At 65.4% G+C, this 24,471-nt stretch carries 25 protein-coding genes and 2 pseudogenes; 11 read left to right on the top strand and 16 right to left on the bottom strand.

Annotation, left to right across the window (positions count from 1 at the left end):
• Positions 1-263: 263 nt before the first annotated feature.
• The 8 genes from DES43_RS17355 (at position 264) to DES43_RS17320 (ending at position 8,410) form a co-directional block, all read left to right on the top strand.
• Positions 264-1,178, top strand: a complete 915-nt coding sequence (locus DES43_RS17355; protein WP_035031477.1) for a metal ABC transporter substrate-binding protein — start codon at positions 264-266, stop codon at positions 1,176-1,178.
• A 31-nt stretch (positions 1,179-1,209) separates the two neighbouring features.
• On the top strand, positions 1,210-2,124 hold the full coding sequence (locus tag DES43_RS17350; protein ID WP_051520770.1) for a manganese/iron ABC transporter ATP-binding protein: 915 nt from the start codon (positions 1,210-1,212) through the stop codon (positions 2,122-2,124).
• Positions 2,121-2,981: a metal ABC transporter permease gene (locus DES43_RS17345; protein ID WP_035031475.1), complete on the top strand. Its 861-nt coding sequence runs from the start codon at positions 2,121-2,123 to the stop codon at positions 2,979-2,981. The genes DES43_RS17350 and DES43_RS17345 overlap by 4 nt, the downstream gene beginning before the upstream one ends.
• On the top strand, positions 2,978-3,835 hold the full coding sequence (locus DES43_RS17340) for a metal ABC transporter permease (RefSeq protein WP_035031472.1): 858 nt from the start codon (positions 2,978-2,980) through the stop codon (positions 3,833-3,835). Before DES43_RS17345 ends, DES43_RS17340 begins: the two co-directional genes overlap by 4 nt.
• A 128-nt stretch (positions 3,836-3,963) precedes the next feature.
• A complete protein-coding gene (locus tag DES43_RS17335; protein ID WP_133675844.1) occupies positions 3,964-5,337 on the top strand; it encodes a glycosyltransferase in 1,374 nt (457 codons plus the stop codon).
• The gene (locus DES43_RS17330; RefSeq protein ID WP_198027558.1) at positions 5,334-6,257 is read left to right on the top strand and encodes a glycosyltransferase family 2 protein; all 924 of its coding nucleotides are present in this window, start codon (positions 5,334-5,336) and stop codon (positions 6,255-6,257) included. Before DES43_RS17335 ends, DES43_RS17330 begins: the two co-directional genes overlap by 4 nt.
• 263 nt (positions 6,258-6,520) lie before the next feature.
• Positions 6,521-7,258: an SIS domain-containing protein gene (locus DES43_RS17325; RefSeq protein WP_035031547.1), complete on the top strand. Its 738-nt coding sequence runs from the start codon at positions 6,521-6,523 to the stop codon at positions 7,256-7,258.
• A gap of 66 nt (positions 7,259-7,324) precedes the next feature.
• Entirely contained in the window at positions 7,325-8,410 is a 1,086-nt protein-coding gene (locus tag DES43_RS17320; protein ID WP_035031469.1) for an ABC transporter ATP-binding protein, read from the top strand.
• A gap of 16 nt (positions 8,411-8,426) precedes the next feature.
• On the opposite strand, the gene DES43_RS17315 is transcribed toward DES43_RS17320, so the two are convergent.
• The 5 genes and pseudogenes from DES43_RS17315 to DES43_RS17290 all read right to left on the bottom strand — a co-directional run bounded on the left by DES43_RS17315 (position 8,427) and on the right by DES43_RS17290 (position 13,857).
• Positions 8,427-9,248, bottom strand: a complete 822-nt coding sequence (locus DES43_RS17315) for a carbohydrate ABC transporter permease (RefSeq protein ID WP_035031466.1) — start codon at positions 9,246-9,248, stop codon at positions 8,427-8,429.
• A complete protein-coding gene (locus tag DES43_RS17310; protein ID WP_051520768.1) occupies positions 9,245-10,132 on the bottom strand; it encodes a carbohydrate ABC transporter permease in 888 nt (295 codons plus the stop codon). Before DES43_RS17310 ends, DES43_RS17315 begins: the two co-directional genes overlap by 4 nt.
• A gap of 16 nt (positions 10,133-10,148) precedes the next feature.
• A complete protein-coding gene (locus DES43_RS17305; RefSeq protein WP_035031463.1) occupies positions 10,149-11,489 on the bottom strand; it encodes an extracellular solute-binding protein in 1,341 nt (446 codons plus the stop codon).
• Positions 11,486-12,971 (bottom strand): annotated as a pseudogene (locus tag DES43_RS23400) (putative N-acetylmannosamine-6-phosphate 2-epimerase). Before DES43_RS23400 ends, DES43_RS17305 begins: the two are co-directional and overlap by 4 nt.
• A gap of 139 nt (positions 12,972-13,110) precedes the next feature.
• Positions 13,111-13,857, bottom strand: a complete 747-nt coding sequence (locus DES43_RS17290) for a GntR family transcriptional regulator (protein ID WP_035031454.1) — start codon at positions 13,855-13,857, stop codon at positions 13,111-13,113.
• An 18-nt stretch (positions 13,858-13,875) separates the two neighbouring features.
• On the opposite strand from DES43_RS17290, the gene DES43_RS22745 reads away from it, so the two are divergent.
• Complete coding sequence (locus tag DES43_RS22745) at positions 13,876-14,049, top strand: hypothetical protein (RefSeq protein WP_198027557.1); 174 nt, start codon at positions 13,876-13,878, stop codon at positions 14,047-14,049.
• Positions 14,050-14,149: 100 nt separating this feature from the next.
• On the opposite strand, the pseudogene DES43_RS17285 reads toward DES43_RS22745, so the two are convergent.
• Together DES43_RS17285 and DES43_RS17280 are read right to left on the bottom strand one after the other, a co-directional pair.
• A pseudogene (locus DES43_RS17285) lies at positions 14,150-14,800 on the bottom strand (NAD(P)H-dependent flavin oxidoreductase); the annotation flags it as partial.
• A gap of 31 nt (positions 14,801-14,831) precedes the next feature.
• Complete coding sequence (locus tag DES43_RS17280) at positions 14,832-15,272, bottom strand: pseudoazurin (protein WP_035031451.1); 441 nt, start codon at positions 15,270-15,272, stop codon at positions 14,832-14,834.
• A 210-nt stretch (positions 15,273-15,482) separates the two neighbouring features.
• On the opposite strand from DES43_RS17280, the gene DES43_RS17275 reads away from it, so the two are divergent.
• Complete coding sequence (locus DES43_RS17275) at positions 15,483-16,187, top strand: Crp/Fnr family transcriptional regulator (protein ID WP_035031537.1); 705 nt, start codon at positions 15,483-15,485, stop codon at positions 16,185-16,187.
• Between the two features lie 6 nt (positions 16,188-16,193).
• Here the strand turns inward: DES43_RS17275 and DES43_RS17270 are convergent, their stop codons facing one another.
• The 9 genes from DES43_RS17270 to ccoN all read right to left on the bottom strand — a co-directional run bounded on the left by DES43_RS17270 (position 16,194) and on the right by ccoN (position 22,784).
• On the bottom strand, positions 16,194-16,376 hold the full coding sequence (locus tag DES43_RS17270; RefSeq protein ID WP_342585403.1) for a DUF1858 domain-containing protein: 183 nt from the start codon (positions 16,374-16,376) through the stop codon (positions 16,194-16,196).
• Positions 16,377-16,497: 121 nt separating this feature from the next.
• On the bottom strand, positions 16,498-18,000 hold the full coding sequence (gene nirK, locus DES43_RS17265) for a copper-containing nitrite reductase (RefSeq protein WP_051520767.1): 1,503 nt from the start codon (positions 17,998-18,000) through the stop codon (positions 16,498-16,500).
• A 102-nt stretch (positions 18,001-18,102) separates the two neighbouring features.
• Positions 18,103-18,306, bottom strand: a complete 204-nt coding sequence (gene ccoS / locus DES43_RS17260; protein ID WP_035031447.1) for a cbb3-type cytochrome oxidase assembly protein CcoS — start codon at positions 18,304-18,306, stop codon at positions 18,103-18,105.
• A gap of 34 nt (positions 18,307-18,340) precedes the next feature.
• Positions 18,341-19,117, bottom strand: a complete 777-nt coding sequence (locus tag DES43_RS17255) for a DUF2189 domain-containing protein (RefSeq protein ID WP_035031444.1) — start codon at positions 19,115-19,117, stop codon at positions 18,341-18,343.
• Between the two features lie 13 nt (positions 19,118-19,130).
• Positions 19,131-19,340 (bottom strand): hypothetical protein, encoded by a 210-nt coding sequence (locus DES43_RS17250; protein ID WP_035031442.1) that lies wholly within the window; start codon positions 19,338-19,340, stop codon positions 19,131-19,133.
• The gene (gene ccoP, locus DES43_RS17245; RefSeq protein ID WP_035031438.1) at positions 19,337-20,215 is read right to left on the bottom strand and encodes a cytochrome-c oxidase, cbb3-type subunit III; all 879 of its coding nucleotides are present in this window, start codon (positions 20,213-20,215) and stop codon (positions 19,337-19,339) included. Before ccoP ends, DES43_RS17250 begins: the two co-directional genes overlap by 4 nt.
• Before the next feature lie 4 nt (positions 20,216-20,219).
• Complete coding sequence (locus tag DES43_RS17240; protein WP_035031435.1) at positions 20,220-20,384, bottom strand: CcoQ/FixQ family Cbb3-type cytochrome c oxidase assembly chaperone; 165 nt, start codon at positions 20,382-20,384, stop codon at positions 20,220-20,222.
• 4 nt (positions 20,385-20,388) lie between these two features.
• The gene (ccoO, locus tag DES43_RS17235) at positions 20,389-21,126 is read right to left on the bottom strand and encodes a cytochrome-c oxidase, cbb3-type subunit II (protein ID WP_035031432.1); all 738 of its coding nucleotides are present in this window, start codon (positions 21,124-21,126) and stop codon (positions 20,389-20,391) included.
• Positions 21,127-21,128: 2 nt separating this feature from the next.
• Positions 21,129-22,784, bottom strand: coding sequence for a cytochrome-c oxidase, cbb3-type subunit I (ccoN, locus tag DES43_RS17230; RefSeq protein WP_035031429.1), 1,656 nt, complete (start codon positions 22,782-22,784; stop codon positions 21,129-21,131).
• 667 nt (positions 22,785-23,451) lie between these two features.
• Between ccoN and DES43_RS17225 the strand changes: the two genes are divergently transcribed.
• Positions 23,452-24,471 carry an ABC transporter substrate-binding protein gene (locus tag DES43_RS17225; protein ID WP_035031425.1) on the top strand — a complete coding sequence of 340 codons (1,020 nt, stop codon included), beginning with the start codon at positions 23,452-23,454 and terminating at the stop codon, positions 24,469-24,471.

Raw genomic sequence — 24,471 nt, 5'->3', positions numbered from 1 at the left:
TCTCATATATGTCGTCGGCACCCGTTTTTCCTTTCGGAAGACAAGTTCCGGTGAACCGGCGAGAGCACGCGCGCCGAGCCGGTCGGGAAAGCGCCTGCCAGAAACTTCGGCCTCTCTTCAATTCACTATTGCAATTCATTCTTAAAAGCATATTAAAGCCGAAAGGTGCACTTCCGGAGCTTATTGCAAGTGAGTTGCAATATCCTTTCAAGCGAGGCGCCCATCCGATGCAAGCAAGATTCAGCCGCAAGAAGGAAGCTCATATGTTCGAACTGCCGAGGCGTACGGTTCTCACCAGCGTGGTGGGTGGCGTCCTTGCCGCATTGCTGACGGCCGCTCCGGCTCAGGCGGCGGAAAAATTCAAGGCCGTCACCACTTTCACGGTCATCGCGGACATGGCGCAGAATGTCGCCGGCGATGCGGCCATCGTGGAATCCATCACCAAGCCGGGCGCCGAGATCCATGAGTACCAGCCGACGCCGGGCGACATCCAGCGCGCGCAGGGCGCCGACCTGATCCTGTGGAACGGTCTTAACCTCGAACTGTGGTTCGAGAAATTCTTCCAGAACCTGAAGGACGTGCCCGGCGTCGTGGTTTCCGACGGTGTCGAGCCGATGGGCATCGCCGAGGGCCCCTACAGCGGCAAGCCGAACCCGCATGCCTGGATGTCGCCGACTTCGGCGTTGATCTATGTCGACAACATCCGCGATGCCTTCGTGAAGCACGATCCGGAAAACGCCGCGACCTACAAGGCCAATGCCGAGGCCTACAAGGACAAGATCAAGGCCGTCATCGATCCGATCAAGGCCGAGCTCGACGCGGTTCCGGAAGACCGGCGCTGGCTGGTATCGAGCGAAGGCGCCTTCTCCTATCTCGCCCGCGACTTCGGCCTAAAGGAGCTTTACCTGTGGCCGATCAACGCCGACCAGCAGGGCACGCCCCAGCAGGTGCGCAAGGTCATCGACGAGGTGAGGAAGAACGGCATCACCGTGGTCTTCTCCGAAAGCACCATTTCCGACAAGCCGGCAAGGCAGGTCGCGCGCGAGACCGGTGCGAAATACGGTGGCGTGCTCTATGTCGACTCGCTGACCGAAGCGGACGGCCCGGTTCCCACCTATATCGACCTGTTGCGGGTGACCTCCGACACCATCGCCAGGGGGCTCACTCAGGGCGACTGACCTCAAAGGAAACGATGACGTGACTACCCACATGAAAAACCCGGCCCGCCGCCCCGCATCTTCGGATGCGGGGCCAGTGGATTCGGGGTCCGGTATTGCGGTCAGGGAGGCAACCGTCACCTATCGCAACGGACACACGGCGCTGCGGAACGCCAGCTTCGAAATACCCACCGGCACCATCGCCGCGCTCGTCGGCGTCAACGGGTCCGGCAAATCCACGCTGTTCAAGGCCATCATGGGCTTCGTGCGGCTGGCCAGGGGCGAAATCTCGGTCCTCGGCATGCCGGTGAAGCAGGCGCTGCGCCGCAACCTCGTCGCCTACGTGCCGCAGGCCGAGGAAGTCGACTGGAACTTTCCCGTTCTGGTCGAGGACGTGGTGATGATGGGCCGCTACGGCCATATGGGCATGATGCGCATTCCCCGCCGCGCCGACCATGAGGCGGTGGCGGCGGCCCTTGCCCGCGTCAACATGGGCGAGTTCCGCAAGCGGCAGATCGGCGAGCTTTCGGGTGGCCAGAAGAAGCGCGTCTTCCTCGCCCGCGCGCTGGCGCAGGATAGCCGCGTCATCCTGCTCGACGAACCTTTTACCGGCGTCGACGTCAAGACCGAGGAGCAGATCGTCGCCCTGCTGCGTGAATTGCGCGACGAGGGACGGGTGATGCTGGTCTCGACCCATAATCTCGGCTCAGTGCCGGAGTTCTGCGACCGCACTGTCCTCATCAAGGGCACGGTCCTCGATTACGGCCTCACCAGCGAGGTGTTCACCCAAGCCAATCTGGAGCGTGCCTTCGGCGGTGTGCTGCGCCACTTCGTTCTCGGCGGCGACCATCTGCACGCGGACGACGACCGCCGGCGGCTCTCCGTCATCTCCGACGACGAGCGGCCGCTGGTCTTCTATGGCGAGAAGGACAGCATGGAGCACAAGCTCAGCGGGGGGCACAAATGAGCCTGCTGCTGGAGCCCTTCTCCTATCACTACATGGTCAATGCCATGTGGGTGTCGGCGCTGGTCGGCGGCGTCTGTGCCTTCCTGTCGTGCTACCTGATGCTCAAGGGCTGGTCGCTGATCGGCGACGCGCTCTCGCACTCCATCGTGCCGGGCGTGGCGGGCGCCTACATGCTGGGCCTGCCCTTCTCCATCGGCGCTTTCTTTTCCGGCGGGCTTGCGGCGGCGGCCATGCTCTTCCTCAACCAGCGCACCAAGCTGAAGGAAGATGCCATCATCGGCCTCACCTTCTCCGCCTTCTTCGGGCTCGGGCTGTTCATGGTGTCGATCTCGCCGACCTCCGTTTCCATCCAGACCATCGTGCTTGGCAATATCCTCGCCATCACGCCGGAGGACACGCTCCAGCTCGCCATCATCGGCTTCCTGTCGCTGGCCGTGCTGCTTGTGAAATGGAAGGACCTGATGGTCACCTTCTTCGATGAGAGCCACGCCCGCACCATCGGTCTCAACCCGACATTGCTCAAGATCATGTTCTTCACCCTGCTTTCGGCCTCGACTGTCGCCGCCATGCAGACGGTGGGCGCTTTCCTCGTCATCTGCATGGTGGTCACCCCGGGTGCCACGGCCTATCTGCTGACCGACCGCTTTCCGCGCCTGCTCGGCCTCGCCGTCGCCATCGGCGCGATCACCAGCTTCGTCGGCGCCTATGTCAGCTATTTCCTCGATGGAGCGACAGGCGGCATCATCGTGGTGCTGCAGACGACGGTGTTCCTGGCCGCTTTCCTGTTTGCGCCGAAGCACGGCATGCTGGCGGCACGCCGCAAGGCTGCCGCGGCCCTGAAGGAGGCTGTGCCATGAGCGTCCTCGAAACGCTTGCCTCGCCCTTCCAGTTCGACTTCATGGTCAACGCCATGGTCATCTCGGTTCTGGTGGCGATCCCGATGGCCCTGTTGTCCTGCTTCCTCGTGCTCAAGGGCTGGTCGCTGATGGGCGACGCCATCAGCCACGCCGTCTTTCCGGGTGTGGTGATTGCCTACATCGTCGGCTTCCCCTACGCCATCGGTGCCTTCGCGGCCGGCATGTTCGCTGCCGTCGCCACCGGCTTCCTGAAGGACAACAGCCGCATCAAGCAGGATACGGTGATGGGCATCGTCTTTTCCGGCATGTTCGGGCTCGGGCTGGTGCTCTACGTCAAGATCCAGTCGGATGTGCATCTCGACCACATATTGTTCGGCGACATGCTGGGCGTCTCGTGGAACGACATCGCCATGTCGGCCGTCATCGCGGCCATCACCGCCGGGATAATTCTGGTGAAGTGGCGTGACTTCCTGCTGCATGCCTTCGATCCGGCGCAGGCGCAGGCGGTCGGCCTGCCGGTCAGGCTGCTGCACTACGGGATGCTGGCGCTGATCTCGCTGACCATCGTCGGTGCGCTTCAGGCGGTGGGCATCATCCTCGCCATCGCCATGCTGATCGCGCCCGGCGCCATCGCCTTCCTGCTGGCGCGCACCTTTTCGCGCATGCTGGCTGTGTCGGTGCTGGTGGCCGTGGCAGCGTCATTCCTCGGCGTTTACGCCTCCTTCTTCATCGACAGCGCGCCGGCTCCCACCATCGTGCTGCTGATGACGATCTTCTTCCTTGCCGCCTTCGTTCATGCCACGCGCAGGGCGGCGCGGACCCGGTTGCGGGAAGCGGCGATTACGAAAGCCTGACCGCCTTTCCCCGCACCGGCGAGGCCGGAGATGGCGGTTGCGTCCGGCCTCGCCAGCCTTTACCCATGGCGCGATGAAGTGCCAGCACAAGAATCATATGAACTTGCCGCGAGCGGAAATGCGCTGACATGACCAGACCGCGATCGCACCCTGTGGCGGGGGGCGGGCGGGAAGGATGGGAAGCGGAACGGCGCATGCCGGGCGCCGGGGTCGTCGCTGCGCCACGCGCTCTGCGCATATGGGTGGTGCGCGATATGGAACCGCTGCCCACCGACGAGGGCGACCGCCGGCTGATGCGTTGCGCCATGCTGTGCAATGCGCTTGCGGGGCGGGGCCATGAGGTGGTGTGGTTCACTTCCAGCTTCGATCACTACGGCAAACGCCAGCGCAGCCGGCGCGACGAGACCCACCGCATTTCGGACAACTACCGGATCGAGATGCTGCATGCACCAGGCTACCGGCACAATGTCAGCCCGTTCCGGGTGTGGCACAACCGCCGCTTCGCGCGCGCCTTTCGTGCCTTCGCGGACCGCGCCGCTGAACGGCCGGACGTCATCGTGGCCGATTTGCCCACCACCGAGGCGGCCGAGGCGGCCATAGGCCTCGCCCGCCGGTGGGCCATTCCGTCGCTGCTTTCCATCCGCGACCTGTGGCCTGATTTCTTCAGCGATTTCCTGCCGTCGCCGGCAAGGCCGCTGGCGCATCTGGTCCTCGGGGGATTTGAGCGTCAGGCCGACTATGCCTGTCGCCACGCGACGGCGCTCGTCGGCATTTCGCCCCGCTATCTGGAGTGGGGGCTGGCCAGAGGCCGGCGCAAGAGAACGGATCGCGACGCGGTCGTGCCCCTCGGCTATCAGCCGGTCCCGGTGCCCAGGGGCGGGCGCGATGATCTGCTGCGCCAGCTGGGAGCCGACCCGCAAAGGCCGCTGGTCAGCTTTGTCGGCAACTGGGGCGCGACCTACGATCTCGATGCGGTTGTCGAGGCGGCGGCCCGGCTTGAAGGCCGCAGCGACGCCCTGTTCGTGCTGGCCGGCGACGGACACGAGCGTGACCGTCTGCTCAGGCGCATCGAGGTCCTTTCCAACGTCGTTGCGCCCGGCTGGCTCGCCGCCGGCGAGATCGCCCTGCTTCTCGATGCGAGCGCCATCGGCCTGATGCCCTACAGACAGGGCGCGCCACAGGGCCTGCCCAACAAGATCTTCGAATACATGGCCTATGGTGCTTTCCAGATATCGACGCTGGAGGGTGAGGCTGCCGAATTGCTGGCGCGCCTCGGTGTCGGCCTTACGGTTCCGGCCGGCGACGCCGGGGCCATGGCCGACGCGATAGGGGAGGCGCTGGCGCAACGGGGCGGCCCGAACGAGCGCGAGCATATCCGCACGCAGTTCCTGGCCCGCTACAGCGCGTCGGCCATCTATGAAGATCTTTCCCGGCGCATAGAGAGCCTTGCCGGCGCGGGGCAGCCGGACAGCGGTGCAGCAGCGGGAGCCGGCAGGTCATGACGCGCCGTGAGAAGCCATGCCCGGTTCCGGTTCAGCATGACGCGCCCGGCAACGCCGGTGCCTTCTTTTCCGTCATCGTGCCGGTCTACATCGACTGGCACCTGGTGCCCGGCCTGATCGATCGCCTGGAGCGGCAGACACTGCCGGCCGACCGCTTCGAGGTGATCCTCGTCGATAACGGTTCGCCGCAGTTCGAACCGCCCGATCGCCTGCCCGCCAATGTGCAGATCCTGCGCTGCGACACCCCCGGCTCCTATGCCGCGCGCAATCTCGGCGCGTCACGGGCGAAAGGCGAGTGGCTGGTGTTCACCGATGCCGATTGCCGCCCGGCGGCGGATTGGCTGGCGGAACTGGATGAGGTTCGCGGGCGGGCAGGCGACGGGGCGCTGATTGCCGGCGCGGTCGAGATCGTCGCGCAATCCGCCCGGCCGGGCGCGGCCGAGATTTACGATATCGTCAAGGGCATTCCCCAGCAGCGCTATGTGGGGCGTGGCTATGCCGCCACGGCCAATCTGGCGGTGCCGGTGGCGGCTTTCAGGGAACTGGACGGCTTCGACAGCAGGCGCTTTTCGGGCGGGGATGCGGACCTGTGCCGCCGGGCGGTTGCAGCCGGGCATGCGCTGGTCTTCGCCGAAACCGTGCGCGTCGAGCACCCCGCCCGCACGACGTGGCGGGAAATCGCCACCAAGGCGCGGCGCATCAAGGGCGGCCAGCTCAAGGCCGGATCGGCCTCGCGGCGCCTTATCTGGCTGCTGCGCACGCTGGTGCCGCCGCTGCGCGGGGCATGGGAGTTTCTCAGGAACACCCGTCATCCCCTGCGCCACAGGCTCGTTGCCATTGCCGTGCTCATGCGGCTCTGGCTCGTGGAGCTTGCGGAGGTCGTGCTGCTGATGGCCGGCCGTTCCCCGGAACGCCGCTGAAACCCCTGCAAAGCGCAAACCGGTCTTCCATTGCAAAAGTGGCGGGCGAGAAACCGCCTTGACGGCAGGGCGGGGCGCTTTACACTCATAAAGTGGTACCTACCACTTGCATACATGGATCATACCGGCGCGATGAAACAGCCCACAGCCCCCTGCATGCGTCCCGCGCTTGATATCCGGCCGGGGTGGCCGGAATATCCGGTGGCCGGCTGGCATGCATGCGGCCCGGCGATCCGCATCAACGGGACATTCGGGAGCCGGACATGACCGCAACGCCCACCGCCGCAGCCTATCTCGCCGAGCTTGCCGCGCGCACCGCCAGGCTCATGGAACTGAACGCGGACGCGATCGCCGCCGCCACGGAAGCGGTGGAGCGTACGGCGCGGGCCGATGGGCTGGTCTATATCTTCGGGACCGGCCACAGCCACATGCTGGCCGAGGAAGCGCACTACCGCGCCGGCGGGCTGGCGCTGACCGTACCGGTCCTGTCGACCCCGCTGATGCTGCATGAAGGAGCTGTGGCCAGCTCGGCTTTCGAGCGCATGCCGGGCTTGGTGGCTTCGGTGCTTCGCCGTTACCCGATAGGGTCCGGCGATGTCCTGGTTGTCGTCTCCAACAGCGGCGTGAATGCCGCCGTCGTGGAGGCGGCCGAGGCGGGCAAGGCGCTTGGCGCAACCGTCATCGCGCTCACGTCGCAGGATTATTCCAGACAGGCCGCGCGCGGGCGCAAGCGGATTGCGGCCATAGCCGACATCGTGCTCGACAATGGCGCTCCTGCGGGCGACGCCATCGTGGATGTGCCGGGCCTGGAACTGCGTGTCGGACCGGTCTCGACCTCCATCGGCGCGGCGCTTCTGAACGCCGTCTTCGCCGAGGCTGCGGCGCGGCTGCAATCCTCGGGCATGGCGGCGCCCGTTTATCTGAGCGCCAACATGCCGGGCGCAGCCGAAGTCAACGAAGAGCTGGTCGCCCGCTACCGGCCGCGCAACCCGCATCTTTGAACCGGCGGCCCCGAAGGCAGGGGCGCTGAAGTCGGGCGCGCGGATGAGACCGCAGAGGAGAAACACATGGCCGGCCTTTCGCTCAAATCGGTGAAGAAGCGCTTCGGCGAGACGGAGGTGATCCGCGGCGTCGATCTCGACGTGAGCGATGGCGAGTTCGTCGTCTTCGTCGGTCCGTCGGGCTGCGGCAAGTCCACGCTGCTGCGCATGATCGCCGGGCTGGAGAGCACCTCGGAAGGCCGCATCGGGATCGGCGGGCGCGACGTCACCGGCGAGGACCCGTCAAAGCGTGGCATCGCCATGGTGTTCCAGAGCTACGCGCTCTATCCGCACATGACGGTGGCAGCCAATATGGGCTTTCCGCTGGAAATGGCGAAGCGGCCGAAGGACGAGATCGGGCGCAAGGTGGCCGAGGCGGCGAAGATCCTTCATCTGGAGCCCTATCTGAAGCGCAAGCCGCGCGAGCTTTCCGGCGGCCAGCGCCAGCGCGTCGCCATCGGCCGCGCCATCGTGCGCCAGCCCGGCGTGTTCCTGTTCGACGAGCCTCTGTCTAATCTCGACGCGGAGCTGCGCGTGCAGATGCGCATCGAGATCGCGCGCCTGCACCAGCAGCTCGGCACCACCATGATCTACGTCACCCACGATCAGGTCGAGGCGATGACGCTGGCCAGCCGCATCGTGGTGCTGCGCGCCGGGCGCATCGAGCAGGTCGGCGCGCCGCTCGACCTCTACGAGAACCCCGACAACAGTTTTGTCGCCGGCTTCATCGGCTCGCCGCGCATGAATTTCATTCCCGCGACGGTCGATGCGGTGGAGGACGGCAAGGCGGTCGTCTCGGCACCGCAAGCCGGCCTTTCGGGGCTCGCCGTGGCGGCGCGGGGCGAACTGCCGAAGCCGGGCGCAAAGGTCAGCCTCGGCATCCGGCCGGAGCATTTCGTGCCGGCGGAAGGTGCCGCGGCCGCGCTCACCGGTCGGGTGACGCTGATGGAGCGGCTGGGCGGCGTCTCCTACGCCCACGCGCAACTGGGCAATGGCGAGAGCGTCACCGTCGAAAGCCGCGATGCGCGCAGCTTCGCCGCCGGCGAGGAGGCCCGCTTCGGCATCGATCCGGCGCGCGCCTTCCTGTTCGACGAGGACGGCCGGAGGCTCTGAGCCCCGGCCTGACCGGTCAGCCTTTCACGGCGCCGGCCGTCATCGAGCCGCTGATCTGGCGGTACATGACGAGCCCGAGCAGCACCGGCGGCAGCGCGCCGACGATCATCACCGCCGAGGCCACGCCCCACTGCACACCGCCGCCGCTGGCGGCGAAGAAGAACGAGGCGCCGACGGTGATCGGTACCGCCTTGGAGGTGGTCAGCATCAGCCCGAACAGGAACTCGTTCCAGGCTGTGATGAAGCCGAAGATCAGGCTGGTGACGATGGCCGGGCGGCACATCGGGGCGATGATGCGCACAAGGGTGCGGGTGCGCCCGGCGCCGTCGATCTGTGCCGCCTCGTCCAGCTCGGCCGGCAGCTCGCGGATGGCGTTGACGAGGATGATCAGCGCCAGCGGCAGGTTGACGATGGTGAGGATGAGGCCGAGCCCCAGCCGCGTGTCGAGCAGGGCCAGCCACTGGAACATCATGTAGAGCGGAATGGCGAAGATGATCAGTGGCACGGCGCGCAGGTTGACGATCAGCGGCAGCAGCGTGCGCTCGCCCACCCGCCCGCGCGCGATGGCATAGGCGGCGGGCAGGGCCAGCACCACGGCAAGCATGGTGCCGGTCAGCGCCGCGACCATGCTGTTGAACAGATAGAGCGCGATGTTGAGCCGGTCCGTCACCTGGAACACGGCCAGGTAGTTCGCCAGCGTCGGCGCCTGCACCCACAGGCCCGGATTGGTGGACAGTTCGCGCGCGCTCTTGAACGAGGTGGCGAGTGTCACCAGGATCGGGAAGTTCATCGCCAGCGCGGCGACGGCGAAGACCAGCCAGCGCAGCGCGGTGATCATGCTGTGGCTCCCTTGCGGCGCGTGGCAAGCGCATTGAGGCCGTAGAGCACGGCGAAGGAGGCGGCAAACAGCAGCACCGAGGCCGCCACCGCCTTGCCTATGGCCCCCTGCTTGAAGAAGGCTTCGTAGATGTAGATCGACAGCGATGCGGTCGCGCCGCCGGGGCCGCTGCCGGTCAGCACATAGACATTGTCGAAGACGCGGAAGCCGTCGATGAAGCGGATCAGCAGCGCCGCCACGATGGTCGGCGCCATCAGCGGCAGTTCGATACGCCACAGCCGCCTGAGCGGCCCGGCTCCGTCGATGGCCGCCGCCTCGCCGATGTCGGCCGGAATGGCCTGATAGGCCATGTAGAACAGGAGCAGGGCGAAGGGCGTCCATTGCAGCGTCTCGACCGCCGCCAGCGTCCAGAAGGCCGAGCCGGGGCCTAGGAAGGAGACGCCGGTGCCGAACCAGATCCACAGATAGTGGGGCACCGGGCCGACGAATTCGTGCAGCACCAGCCGGTACATCAGCCCGACCAGCGCCGGCGCCACCATCAGCGGCAGCATCAGGATCGCCAGCAGCCAGCTCCGCTTCACGATCAGCGGCGACAGGAAGATGGCGAGGAACAGGCCAAGCCCGCATTCGAGCAGCGCGGTGAGTGCCCCGAAGCGCAGCGAGAACCAGACCGACCGCCAGAAGGAGGTGTCGTTCCACACGGCCGCGAAGTTCGAGAAGCCGGACAATTGCGGGCTGCGCAGCGTCTCGAAAGACACTTGCGAGACCGAATAGACCAGATTGACGATGGCCGGGAAGCCGAGGAACACCAGAAGGAACAGCACCAGCGGCGTCGCCAGAAGCCTGAACTCCGGGGTCCGCGCGCTGGGGCTGGTCGTGGTCATCGGCGTTCCCGTGCCCTTACTTCAAAAGCTCGGCCATGCCCTTTTCGGTATTGGCCAGCGCCTCGTCGAGCGACTGCTGACCGGACCAGTAGCCGGTGAACTCCTTCGCCTGAAGCTCGTAGACCGAAAGCGCCCCGGCCGAGGTGCCGCCGCTCATGACATAGCCGTACGTGCCGGCGAACTCGCCGAGCTTGACGAGATCAGGCCGCTCCTCCGCCACCTCCTTGACCACGTCCGGCGTCAGCGCCGGCGCGCCGTTGTTGCGGGCGTAGGTGAGCGCAGCCTCTTTCGACGACAGCCATTGCAGGAACTTCACCCCGCCTTCCTTGTTGGCGGCGTTCTTGTTGAGGCCGAAGCCGAGGCCATGGATATGCGTGAAGCGGCCTGCGGGGCCGGTCGGCGGGGCGACGGTTTCCGTCACCTCGGCCACGGCCGGCGACTTTTCGGTGCTGGTCAGGTCGCTGGCGGCCGCGTTCCATTGCAGCATCGCCGCCACCTGTCCGGAGGCATAGGCGGCGTTGGCTTCCGGGAACTCGTAGGACAGCGAGTCGCGCGGCGTGGCGCCGTTGTCATAGAGCAGCTTGTAGGTCTCGAGGCCCTTGCGATAGGCGTCGGAATTGACCGTGACCTTGCCCTCGGCGTCCATCCAGTCGCCGCCATAGGCGCGCGGCAGAGACTGCCACACCATGACGTTGAACAGAAGGTTCTTGATCTGCAGGACGGTGCCGTAGCGGGTGGGGCTGTCCGGGTTGACGCTCTGGGTGAAATAGAGCGCGGTCGCGGCATAGTCGTCCCAGTCCCAGGCGTCCGGGTCCTTCGGCTCGAGCTTCTTGCTGAGCAGCTTTTCCGAGATCTCGCCATAGCGGGCCTTCGCCGCGTCGTCGTTCAGCAGCGCGTCGATCAGGTCCTTGCGGTAATACATGAAGTGCAGCGACAGGTCGGTCGGCACCCCATATTGCTTGCCCTCGAACTGCATGGTCTTGAGCACGGCGTCGCCATACACGCCCTCGGCCTCGCCGGACAGCTCGACCGGCTCCATGAACGGGGCGTAGCGGCCGATCGAATAGGTGGCGAGCAGGTTCACGTCAAAGGCGGTGGAGCCGGCGGCGAGATCGGCCTGGAGCTTGTCCCAGAAGCCGTCGCGGTTGAAGAACAGCAGCTCCACCTTGTCGTTCCCGGCCACGTCGGCCTTGGCGTTGTAGGCGTCGGCGGCGGCGCGCAGCGCCGTTTCCTCCGGGCCGCCCGGCCAGCCGAGCACGGTGACCTTGGCCAGCGCCGGGCTTGCCATGAGGGCGGCGATTGCGGTGGCCAGCAGGCCGGCTTTCCTGATCTGCGCCCTGAATTTTGCGTGTGTCATGTCCGTTCTCCTCCTGTCGGATTGTGTCTTGCCAGATCGGCGATGCCAATGATCCCGGCATGTTCGCCGAGCGCGGCGGCATGGATGTCGGGCCTGAGGCGGGCCGGCAGTTCGGCGAGCGCCTGCCGCACGCGGTCGAGATAGGACGGCGCCAGCCCGATGCCGCCGCCGATGACGATGCGGGCCGGGTCGAGCGCGAACTGGATGTCGCGGGCCAGCCGCGCCACCCGGCCGGCCGAGGTGTCGAGGATGGCGTTCGCCCAGCCCAGTCCGCCGGCCGCAGCCGCGAAGACCTCACGCGCGGTCGCGCCCGGCTGATGCCGTCCGGCCTCGGCGGCGATCCATTTGCCCGAGACGCGGTCTTCCAGCGGGCCTTGCGCGTCGTCGCCACCGACGAATTGCCCGAAATTGCCGGCCATGCCGCCGAGCAGATGGCCGTTCACGACAATGCCGCCGCCGATGCCGGTCGAGATGGTCAGGAACACCATGTCGGCGCCGCGGCCCGCGCCGAAGCGGTATTCGCCCCAGGCGGCGGCCTGCGCGTCGTTGGCCGCCAGCACCGGCGCACCGGAAAGGTTCGCCACGGTTTCGACCAGCGCAAAGCGCTCGGGAATGTTCAGGGTCCTGGCGTTGAGCGCCGACCACAGCCCGTCGTCGACGATGCCGGTGACGGCGACGCCGGTGCTGCCATAGCGCCCGCGCCACGCCGCGATTTCGCTGAACAGCGCCGCCAGCCAGTCGCCCGGCGTGCCGTTGGCCGGCGTCGCCATCCGGTGCGTGTCGAGGACGCGCTCGCCCTCGACCAGCGCCGCCAGCATCTTGGTGCCGCCAATGTCGAGCGCGAGGGCGGGGCCGGTCATGGCGTCAGGCCGCCCGTTCGGCTGCGGCCCGGTCGACCGCGACGCGGAACCAGGAGGTGGCGTGTTCCGGTCTGGTGATGGCCGAACCGACCACCACGGAAAAGGCGCCGGCCCGCAGCGCCGCGGCCGCAAGCTCGGGCGTGCGGATATTGCCCTCGGCCACCACATGGGGTGTGAGCCTTGCCATGGCGGCGACCAGTTCCAGATCCGGTTCGGTCGGCTCGACCGGCCCGGTATAGCCGGCCAGCGTCGAGCCCACGATTTCCGCGCCTTCCGCCAGCGCGCGCCCGGCGTCGGCCAGCACCGAACAGTCGGCCATGGCGATACGGCCATGGTGATGGATGCGCTCGACCAGCGCGCGGGTGGTTTCCGGGCGCACCCTATCGGTCGCGTCATAGGCGATGATGTCGGCTCCTGCCCCGGCCAGCGCGTCGACATCCTCCAGCCATGGCGTGATGCGCACCGGGCTGTCGTCGAGGTCGCGCTTGACGAGGCCGATGATGGGGCGGGCGGTGGCGGCGCGCACGGCGCGCACATAGTCCGCCGATTCGATGCGCAGGCCGGCTGCGCCGCCGTCGAGTGCCGCAAGCGCGAAGCCGACCACGATGTCGGCCCGGTCCATGGGTCCGCCCTTGACCGGCTGGCACGACACCACCAGTCCGTTTTTCAGGGAATGAAGGTCGAACGGCACGCGCAGCTTCTCCTGTGACCGGATCACAGTACCAGCGCAATACCAGAAAGCAACAGGACTTTAACTGGTATTATCTGACAAGCTCGATCACGAAGTCGTAGACGTCGCCCCGGTACTTGGTCTGGGTGAACTCCACGATACGGCCATCAGTTAGGAAGCAGCGCCGTTCCATCACCAGCAGGCTGGTGTCGTCGGGTGTGCCGAGCAGTTGCCGTTCCTCCTCGGTGGCGAGCTTGGCCTGCATGCGCTGCACGGCGCGCACCGGGCGCGCGCCAGTGGTGTCGAGATAGTCGTAGAGCGAGGACTGGATGGCGTCGGGATCGGGCACGAAGCGGGCGGGCAGGGTGGCCGTCTCGATGGCGATGGGGGTGTCGTCGGCGGTGCGCAGCCGCCGCAGACGCACGATGCGGTCGCCGGCCGAAATGCCGAGCGCCATCATTTCGGCCGGCGAGGGGCGGCAGGTTTCGCGCGAAATCCACACGCAGCCGGGTTCCAGCCCGCGCGAACGCATGTCCTCGGAAAAGCTGGTCATGGTGGCCAGCGATTTCTCCACCCGCGAGGCCACCACGGTCTTGGCGCCCTGGCGGCGGTCGAGCAGCCCGTCATGGACCAGTCCGTCGATGGCCTTGCGCACGGTGACGCGCGACATGCCGAGCGCCTGGCACAGCGTCCGCTCGCTGGGGATGACGGCGCCATGCTTGAGCTTCGCCCTGGCGATGGCGAGCTTCAGCGCCTCCTCGAGCTGCCGGTAGAGCGGCTCGCCGCTGCCGGCCGCAAGCGATTGCGCAAGAAAGTCGAGTGTTGCCTGATCGTCCATGGAATCCACCTTAGGAAGATGGCGTTCTTTATGCAAAATTCTGTTCGTGTATTAAACTGGTATTATCGCGATATGCGCAATCCACTTGCCGGCGGCGCAACTTTCGGACGATATGCAGGAACGATCCGAACGGCTGATGGTGCGGGGGTTGAATCGGTAACCATGATCGTCATGGCTGTCCTGGCACCCTGATCAGGATGAACGCATTGAAGGACGATCCGTTCATATGAATTTCCGTATTGGGGGGCCGGGGTGGCCCGCATGGCGCCGAAGGCCGGACCCGGCCGGGATGCTACCCGTTTCGCGCGGGTGTCTGTCCCAGAGAGAGTCTGCGACGAGCCTCGGAGTATTGCTGCCGGAGCCGTGCGACATAGTCGGCGGCGGGCCGGACATGTCCGATGGCGCCGATCCCCTGCCCGGCTCCCCAGATATCCTTCCACACCCTGGCCGATCTGTCCTCGCCGAAGTTCATCTTCGTCGGATCACTTGCGGGCAGGGCTTCCGGGTCGAACCCCGCAGCGACGACGGACGATTTCAGGTAGTTGCCATGGATGCCGCTGAAGAAGTCCGTGTAGACGACGCCGTCGGAGTCGCTCCCGACGATGGCCTGCTTGTAATCCGGCGAGGCCCTGGCCTCGTCGGTGGCGATGAAGGCCGAACCGATATAGGCCAGATCGGCCCCTTCCGCCTGCGCGGCGGGAATGGCATCTCCGGTCGCGATCGAGCCGGAAAGCGCCAGCGGCCCGTCGAACCATGAACGGATTTCCTGCACCAGGGCAAAGGGGCTTTTCGTTCCGGCATGGCCGCCTGCGCCGGCCGCAACGGCGATCAGCCCGTCGGCCCCCTTGTCGATCGCCTTTCCGGCGAATGTGTTGTTGATCACGTCGTGGAAGACGACACCGCCATATTGATGCGCCGCCTGGTTGATCTCCGGCTGCGCGCCCGCAACGGTGTCGGCCGGCTTCACCCGGATGTCAGTCCACCGGAACCTGTTCCAGAAGCGCGGCAAATACCTTCTTGGCCTTGCCGGGATGTTTGACGGCACTTGCCTCTTCCAGATTGACCGGATTGCCGACGACAACCAGCGCCACCATGCCCATGCCGTAGTGAGGCGTGCATTTGATGCCGTAGACGCCCTCCTTGTCGAACGTAACGGTGATCTGTTCATTCACCTTTCCCTTGAAGGGCGTTGCTCCTTCCGGGATCATGCCCTTGATGCTTTCGGCATCGTGCGACTTGTCGGTCGGCACGAAGGTGACGGTGTCTCCGGGTGCGGCCACGATAAAGTCGGGCTGAAAGACCATCGTTCCCTTTTCGCCCTTGTTGAGCATCTGTACCTGATGGTCCGCAGCCTGTGCGACGCCGCACAGCAACACGCCCGCAAGTGCCGTCGCGATCGTTAACGTCGATTTCATTTTTCTTGCCTTTCGTCCTGTTTCCAACGCTTGAGGTTGGGCTGTTTCTAGGTGCGCGCGCTCCAGGCGACTTTGCAAAAGTGCAAACAGAACAGGAAAGACCGAAACCCACGGATATGGCCGGGCGACCTTGCCGGACATATCGGCTTCATGTGAAAGTCATTATGGAAGAATCGTCTCGTGCGTGGGCGACCCAGAGGACCGATGAATGTGAGCAGACTTGACCGTTATCTGATTTCAGGCCTGCCTCCGTTCGAAGGTCTGGACGCTGCCGATCTGGACACCGTTCTTCAGGGCGCGCGGTCGTTGCGGGTGGAGAAGGACGCCGCGATCTTCGAGCAGGATGGTGAGGCGCATTCCTTCTTCGTGCTGCTCGATGGAAAGGCGCGGGTGGTTAAATCCACGGTCGACGGCCAGCAGGTCATCGTACGCTATATCGTTCCGGGCGAGTTGCTGGGCATCGCGCATGCGCTCGCACGCAGGACATATCCGGCCAGCGCGATAGCTGTCGTCGATTGTGTGTTGCTCTCCTGGCCGAGCAGACGATGGTCCGAATTCGCCGCGGCTTTTCCCACCTTCGGCATGGCGACCTACAAGACGGTGGGTACGCGTCTCGGCGACATGCAGACGCAGATCATAGAAATGGCCACCGAGCAGGTGGAGCGCCGTGTTGCTCATGCCTTGCTGCGGCTTGCCCATCAATCGGGTCGCAAGACTGACAAGGGCATTCTGATCGACTTTCCGCTCTCGCGGCAGGACATCGCCGAAATGACCGGCACCACGCTTCATACGGTGAGCAGGCTGATGACTGCATGGGAAGAAAAGGGGCTGGTCGGCAGCGGCCGCATGCAGGTGTGCATCACCGATCCGCACGGACTGTTCCTGCTTGCCGAAGGCAGGACGGGCAGGACCTGAATCTTCTCAGCCCCGCTGGCCGCGGATGGCTTTCATCAGGTCGTCGCGGAAATCGTCGCCGTCGATCTTGTGAGCGCGTATCGCGTCCTCCACGGTGTGGAAAGGTGCAATCGGACAGCCGACGCACAGCAGGCCATGATCGAGCACGACGCGAATGGTCGCCGGCCAGAGCCGCATGATCTCATCCATGCTCATATCGTCCCGATATTGCCTGTTGGTAGGCATGGCACAGCGCTGACCTCTCCAGCCAAAAGGAACTCCATGGAAAGGGAACGGGCGCATCGTGGATACGCCCATTCCCGCCGCCGACTTATTTGCCGAGGCTTCCGGCCGGGCCGGAATGCATGATCTCGTCATCCTTCGGGCCGTCCACGATGAGGTAGCCGGCCAGCCCGCGCTCGGCGCGCGACAGGGCATGGTCCACCAGCACATAGTGCCCGCCGCGGTCGATCTTGAAATCGACGATGGTGGCACCGCCGGGCGGCACGGTGACCGTCTGGACTCCGGCGAGCGGGGGCGAAAGCACGCTGCCCAGCGAGTAGACGTGATCGAAGATCTCGCCGATCACATGGAAGGACGATGTATAGTTGGGTCCGCCCACGCCGAAGAAGATGCGCACCGTCTCGCCGGCCGTCGCATAGAGCGGATGGGACTTGGTGAGCGCCCCGACGGAGCCGTTGAACAGGAAGTATTCTGCCTTCTCGGAGATCAGCTTGTCATAGTCCATCTCCATCTCGCCCTGCGTGCCGAACGGCTCGACGGTGTAGAGCTCGCCCTGCATCACGTAGAACTCGCGGTCGACCTGCGGCAATCCGCCTTCCGGCTCCACGAGTATCAGGCCGTACATGCCGCTGGTTATGTGGTGGGCGACGCTCGGCGTGGCGCAGTGATAGACATAGATGCCGGGCTTGAGCGCCTGGAAGGTCACCACCGCTTCCTCGCCCGGCGCGATCTGGGTGAAGTCGGCTCCACCGCCCGGTCCGGTCGCGGCATGGAAGTCGACCGAATGCGGCATCACGCTGTCGGAGGCGTTCCTGATGTGAACCTCTACGGTGTCGCCAACGCGCACCCGCACGAACGGCCCCGGGACCTTCTTGTTGAACGTCCAGTAGACATAGCTCGTGCCATCGTCGAGCCTGCCCTTCAGTTCCACGGTTTCCAACTCGACCTTTACGACCTGCGGCGGACGCTGGCCGATGGGGCCGGGCAGGTCGGCGGGATCGTGCACGATGTCGGCCGCATCCGTGTCCATGTCCTCGCGCGGGCCTGGCATCACATGGATCAGGCCCTCCATGCCCGCTTCGCGGTGACCCGCGATCGAGCAGAAATAGGCGAACTCGCCGACTTTCGTCGCGACGAAGGAGAAGGTCGAGGACGCGTTCACACCCACGACGATGGACGAGCGCGCCGGGTACTGGTCGATGACCACATCGTGCTCGGCGCCCTCGCCGTTGATGAGGTTGATCTGCACGAGTTCGCCCTCATGCACCATCAGCGTCGGATTGGTCTGGCCATCGATGTCTCCGCCGACGCCGATATAGACCATCCGTCCGCCCGCGATGCCTGTCTTCAGGGTGAAGATGGTGGCATTGTGATAGCTGACGGCGGGTGCGGTGGCCGCGCTGGTGCCGTCGGCGGGCGTTGCCACCGGTTGCGCGGTGTTCGCCTGTGACGAAGCCGTGCCTGTGGCGTGATTGTGCTCCTGCGCCATCGCCGGAGCCATGGCCAGCATCAATGCGCCCGCCATCGCAACCAGCCACCGCGCCGGATTTCTGCGAACCATATCCGGCCCGGCCCTGCTTCCTCTGTTCATCGGGAAAACTCCTCAGTCGACGATTTAGGACGGAATTTATCCGGGCCGCGCGGAACGGACTTTGTGCAAACACAAACAATTGCAAGGGGCGCGCGAGGCGCCTCAGCCGCGCTTCCCGTCCGGTTCGCCGGCCGAAGGCTCCGGACCGCCGCCGATCCGGTCGCCTTCCGCGTCGATGAGGATGCGCTGCGCCGCCCCGTCGAGGTCGTCATACTGGCCGCTCTTCAGCGACCACAGAAAAGCCCCGAGCGCGACCGCGCCGAGAAGCAGCGCCAGTGGAACGAGATAGAGAAGGCTGCCCGTCATCCGCAGGCCCGTGGCCGCAAGGCGGGGCGGCAGCTCATCTGATCGCCCTGTAGCTGTGCCAGGTCGCATGGCCGAGCAGCGGGAAGATGACGATGAGGCCGACAAGGCCGGTGACGACGCAGATCAGGAACAGCGCGAGCACGATGGCGCCCCACATCAGCATCACCGGCAGGTTCCGGAACACCATGGAGATGGACGTGCCCATGGCGGTGAAGGCGTCGATCTTCTCGGCCAGCAGCATGGGAATGGAAAACGTGCTGATGGCGAAGGAGAAGGCCGCGAACAGGCCGCCCACCACGGTGCCCACCGCCAGCATGCCCCAGCCTTCCGGCGTGGTGAACAGCATGGCCGCGATGTGGTCGAGGCCGGGGAATGGCCTGAGGCCGAAGAACAGCGCGTAGATGATGACCGCCGCGCGCATCCACACCAGCATCAGCAGGCACAGGATCGCCCCGGTGAACCAGACCTGCGCGCCCGATTCCGCCTTGACGAAGAGCATGCGGGCAAGGCTCACGGGCCTTCCTTCCTCCAGATCCCGGCTTTTCTGGTAGAGGCCGATGGCGACCAGCGGGCCGACCACCATGAAGCCGGCGAGCGCCGGGAACAATATGTAGTCGAGTTCCAGCCTGAACAGGCACGTCACCACCGCCAGCGACAGCACGAACACCGCCAGCCCGTAGGCGAGGCTGGGCAGGGGATTACGCCACAGGTCGCGCCAGCCTGCCGCCAGCCAGCCGAAGGCCGCACTTGCCGGCAGGTTGCGCCGGCGCTGGGCGGCCAGCGGCAGAGGCGTGCTTTCAGTGTGTCCCATGACCTTCCTCCTCTCAGCAGGCCGACCTTGCGGCACGGTAGCTTCCCGCGGTGTCGCCCGCCTTCTCGTCTCTCGTCTTCTCATGCGGCACGCATTCTGGCTGCGACGCCAGCGCGACGTAGACGAGATGGGCGTTGGCACCGACGAAAAGCAGCACGCCGCCGGCGACGATCAGCGCCGAGACCAGACGCCAGTTGAGGCGTGTGCCCTGTCCGGCGCTCATCTCTCGCCTTCCCCCAGCGTGCCGACATAAAGGGCGAGGATCCTGATGTCGGTGGGCGAAAGCCGGTCCTGCCAGTGCGGCATATGCCCTTGCCGGCCCGAATAGATGGTCGTGAACACGCTCTGCTCGTCCCCGCCATAGATCCAGTTGTCGTCGGTGAGGTCGGGCGCGCCGACCTCGACCATGCCCTTGCCTTCCTCGCCATGGCAGGAGGCGCAGTTCGCCGCGAACACCTCCTTGCCGGCCGGCAGCCGGGCCTGATCGGCCTCGCCGGGCTGCTGGCCAGACAGCGAGCGCACATAGGCCGCCACCGACCTGATGTCTTCGATCTCGAGCACGCCGTCGCGGCCGAAAGCCATCATCTGCGAGATGCGCGTGTCTTCATCGGTGGAATTGATGCCGACATTGATGGTTTCGGCGATGGTCTCGGGATCTCCACCCCATAGCCACGATCCGGCGGCAAGGTTCGGGAAGCCCGGACCGCCGGTGCCGCGCACGCCGTGGCAGACGGCGCAATTGTCCACGAACAGCGTGCGGCCGGTGTCGCGCACATGGCGCATCAGGTCCTCGTCGGCGGCGATGGCGGCGAAGTCCTCTGTGGCGATGCGATCGGTCCACACGGCACGCGAGACCGCGGCCTGCTCGACCTGCCGCGTCACCACATTGCGCTGATCGATGCCGAGCAGGCCCCTGGTGTAGGTCCAGCCCAGCGGCCAGGCCGGCATCAGCAGCCAGTAGCCGATGGCGAACAGGGTGCCGGCGATCAGGAAGAAGATCACCACGCGCGGGATCGGCGTTTCGAGTTCCTCGATGCCGTTCCACTCATGCCCGGTGGTGAGCCGCCCGGTTACGGGATCGTGTCTTTCGGTTGCCATGCGCCTATTCCCCGGGCCGGTCGTCCTTGTCGAGAATGCTCTTCTTGGCGCGGTCGAAGCGCTTCCTGTTGGAAGGCCAGAACACGTAGACCAGCACCCCGACCGCGAAGATGATCAGGTAGAAAAGCCCCCAGCTCTTGGCGAAGGCGACGAGCGTCTCGTGGTCCATGGCCTCACTCCTCCGCGGCTGCGGCCGCGGTCTGGTGCGCGGCATCCGTCAGCCGGCCCAGAATCTGGAGATAGGCGACCAGCGCGTCCATCTCGGTGATGCGGGCGGGCTCGCCGTCGAACACCCTTATGTTGGTGGCCTCGCCATAGCGCTCGGCCACGCCCTGCGCATAGCTGCTGTCGGGGTTGGCCTGACCGTAGGCATCCCACCGCGCATTGGCGATCATGTCGTCGGTATAGGGCACGCCGACCTTGCGCTGGGCCGCCAGATGCAGGCCGAGATCGTCGTATTTCAGCTCGTTGCGCATCAGCCAGCCATATTTCGGCATCACCGATTCCGGCACCACGTCGCGCGGGTTGATGAGGTGGGCGACATGCCAGGCGTCGGAATATTTGTCGCCGAGGCGGGCGAGATCGGGCCCGGTTCGCTTCGAGCCCCACAGCATGGGATGGTCGTATTGCGATTCCACCGCCAGCGAGAACGGGCCGTAGCGCTCGACCTCGTCGCGCAGCGTGCGGATCATCTGCGAATGGCAGGCATAGCAGCCCTCGCGGATGTAGATGTTGCGGCCTGCCAGTTCGAGCGGCGTGTAGAGACGCATGTCGGGCGCTTCCTCGACCGTCTCGCCGATGGTGAACAGCGGCGCGATTTCCACGATGCCGCCGATGGAGGCGACGCCGACGATCGCCAGGACGAAGCCGATGGCGTTGCGTTCGATCTTGCGGTGGAAGAATTCCTTCATCGCTATTCTCCTGCCTGCACGGCGTCGGCCTTGCCGTAGACCGGCACGTCCGCGCCGCTCTCCTGAGACTGGCCGAAGCGCGCCATGCGGATCGTCATCCACACGTTCCACGACGCCACGATGGCGCCGGCGAGGAAGAACAGGCCGCCGACCGTGCGCGCGATGTAGTAGGGGTGCATGGCCACGAGACTGTCGATGAAGGAATAGGCCAGCGTGCCGCTGTCATTGTAGGTGCGCCACATCAGGCCCTGAATGATGCCCGAGTTCCACATGGCGAAGACGTAGATGATGGTGCCGGTGAGCGCGAGCCAGAAGTGGACCTCGACCAGCTTCGGCGAATACATGCGCTCCTGCTTCCACATCCACGGCACCAGCGCGTAGAGCGAGCCGAAGGTGATCATCGCCACCCAGCCGAGCGCGCCGGCATGGACGTGGCCGACGGTCCAGTCGGTGTAGTGCGACAGCGAGTTGACGGCGCGGATGGCCATGAACGAGCCCTCGAAGGTGGACAGGCCGTAGAACACCGCCGCCACCATCATGAAGCGCAGCGTGGCGTCGGTGCGCACCTTGTCCCACGCGCCGTTCAGCGTCGCCAGCGCATTGCCGGCCGAGGCCCAGGAGGGCACCAGCAGCACCAGCGAGAAGGTCATGCCCAGCGTCTGCACCCATTGCGGGAGCGCCGTGTAGTGCAGGTGGTGCGAGCCCGCCCACATATACATGAAGGTGATGCCCCAGAAGCTGATGATGGAAAGCCGGTAGGAGAAGATCGGCCGCTCGGCGCGCTTCGGCAGGTAATAATACATCATGCCGAGGAAGCCGGAGGTGAGGAAGAAGGCCACCGCGTTGTGGCCGTACCACCATTGCGTCATCGCGTCCTGCACGCCGGAGAACAGCGAGTAGCTCTTGGCATGGCCGAAGGAAACGGGCACCGCGAGATTGTTGACGATGTGCAGCACCGCCACCACCAGGATGAAGGCCATGTAGTACCAGTTGGCGACGTAGATGTGCGGTTCCTTGCGTCGCTGGAGCGTGCGGATATAGATGAGGAAATAGACCACCCACACGATCACCAGCCAGATGTCGGCATACCATTCGGGCTCGGCATATTCCTTCGACTGGGTGAGCCCCATCAGGTAGCCGCTGGCGGCCAGCACGCAGAACAGGTTGTAGCCGATCAGCACGAACCACGGGCTGAACTGGTCGGGCAGCCGCGCCCGCGAAGTACGCTGGAGAACGTGGAAGGAGGTGGCGATCAGCGCGTTGCCGCCGAAGCCGAAGATCACGCCGGAGGTGTGCACCGGGCGCAGGCGGCCAAAGCTCGCCCAGCCGGCATCGAAGGTCAGATCCGGCCACGCCAGCAGCGCGGCCACCCATACGCCGAAGAACATGCCGACCACGGCCCAGATCATGGTCAGCACGATGCCGACCTTGGTTGGATCGTCGTAATAGCGCGACAGCCGTTCGGTGGGCGGTTCGGGATCGTTGTAGCGGGAGATCACCAGGAAGATCAGCCCGAGGCTGAAGGCGAGCACGATGAAGCCATGGATGCCCAGCGCATCGGCGCGTCCGGCCGCCGCCATGGCGAGCCCGCACAGCGCCAGCGCTGTGAGCACGACCAGTGAGAGCTGGCGTTCGGAAACCGTCAATCCTGAAACCATCTGGCTTTTTCCTCGATTGTTTGCCGGCTATGCAGCCACGCCTCCGGTGCCGGGCCGGCCCCCGTCGCGCACGATGCCGGCGCCGATGGGCATGCGCGGCACCGGACGCATTGCGGGGGCCATGCACAACGGAAACGGGGAAGCACGGATGAAAACGGGCCTGACAACGGTTGCCAGGCGCAAATCGGAAACGGATGGCATCAGGCTCTCCTGGACGAAGCTCGTGCACCTTAAAGAGGTATCTTAAATAATCTTTTTGCGCAAACTCGCCGGGCAACAAATGTGCGATATGGTCGCAGTCACGGTAAGCGCCATCATTACGGCCATTCTCCATCCATCGCGCATATTGATCCTCACGCGCAGCATTCTGTGCGATGCCCGTTCCTTGTCAGACCCATGGTGGGATCATGGGGCCGGAAGCCAGCCCTACTGCCCGCGGCACCATTCACGACGTTGCGGCGGCAAGGATCGCGGACTTGCGGAAGCGCCTTTCCAGGCTGGGCGATCCGGTGCCGGCTTATGGAAATCCGGTCCGGGCAATCCGCAGGTCGAAGGGCCGATATTCCATCTTTGTTTGATCTGGCACAAACTGGAATATCAAATTCAAGTTTATACGGGGAAACTGTCCATAAGGACCGACTACTCGTTCGTTGCCGGGAGCTGTTCCATGTACCAATCCGCGATACCATCCTGCGCCAGCCCGGACCGCCGCTCCGTTTTGCTCACTCTGGGCGGTGCGCTGGCGCTGCCTCTCGTGGCGAGTTGCGCCGGGCAAGCCTTTGCCGCGCCGCTCGGCGAACTTGAGCTCTACGGTCCGCCGGCCGGGCCTTCGGTCATCCTTGCCCGTGCGGCCGCGTCCGGCGCGCTCTCGCGGATCGCCGACAAGGCCAGCTTCAGGGCCTGGCGAAATCCGGATGAAATGCGGGCCGGCCTGACCTCCGGCACCATGCGGGCCGTGGTGCTGCCGGTGCAGGTGGCCGCCAGCCTCTACAATCGCGGTTTCGGGCTGAAGCTGCTCAACGTGATGACGAAAGGGCTGCTGTACGTCATTTCCGCCGATACCGGCGTGACCAGCCTGGCGGACCTGAAGGGCAAGCGTCTCGCGGTTCCGTTCCGCAACGATATGCCCGATCTCGTGCTGGCGCGGCTGCTGCCGCACTACAGGCTCTCCCCCGGCACCGATCTTGCCATTGAGACGGTCGGCTCCCCGGTCGAAGCGATCCAGATGCTGATGGCAGGGCGGGTGGATGCGGTCCTTGCGCCGGAGCCTGCGATCTCCGCCGCGATCATGCTTGCGGGGGCAACCGGCAAGACCCTGGCACGCGTCATAGACATCCAGGAGGTCTGGGGTGAGGTGAGCGGGGGGCCGCCGGTTCTGCCGCAAGCGGGCCTCGCCCTCACGGATGCGTTCACACAAGCCGATCCGGATATTGCCGAAGCCTTGCAGGCCGCGTTGGAGAAGGTGGCCGCCGAGGTCAATGCCGAGCCGGAAAAGGCGGCAGCAGATGCCGCGCCGGCGCTGGAGATGCCGGCGCCCGTCATCGCCGCGTCCATCGCCAATTCCAGGCTGGTGGCACAACGCGCGTCGACGGTAAGGACGGAGATCGAGGCCATGCTCGCCATGCTGTCGGATGCCGACCCCGGCCTGATCGGCGGCAGGCTGCCCGACGACGGTTTCTATCTCTAG

Origin of the sequence: Aquamicrobium defluvii, assembly GCF_004363725.1 — a bacterium.
Classification (GTDB): domain Bacteria; phylum Pseudomonadota; class Alphaproteobacteria; order Rhizobiales; family Rhizobiaceae; genus Mesorhizobium; species Mesorhizobium defluvii.
The sequence above is the reverse complement of the archived record's forward strand: the minus strand, read 5'-3'. Positions and strand labels throughout refer to the sequence as shown.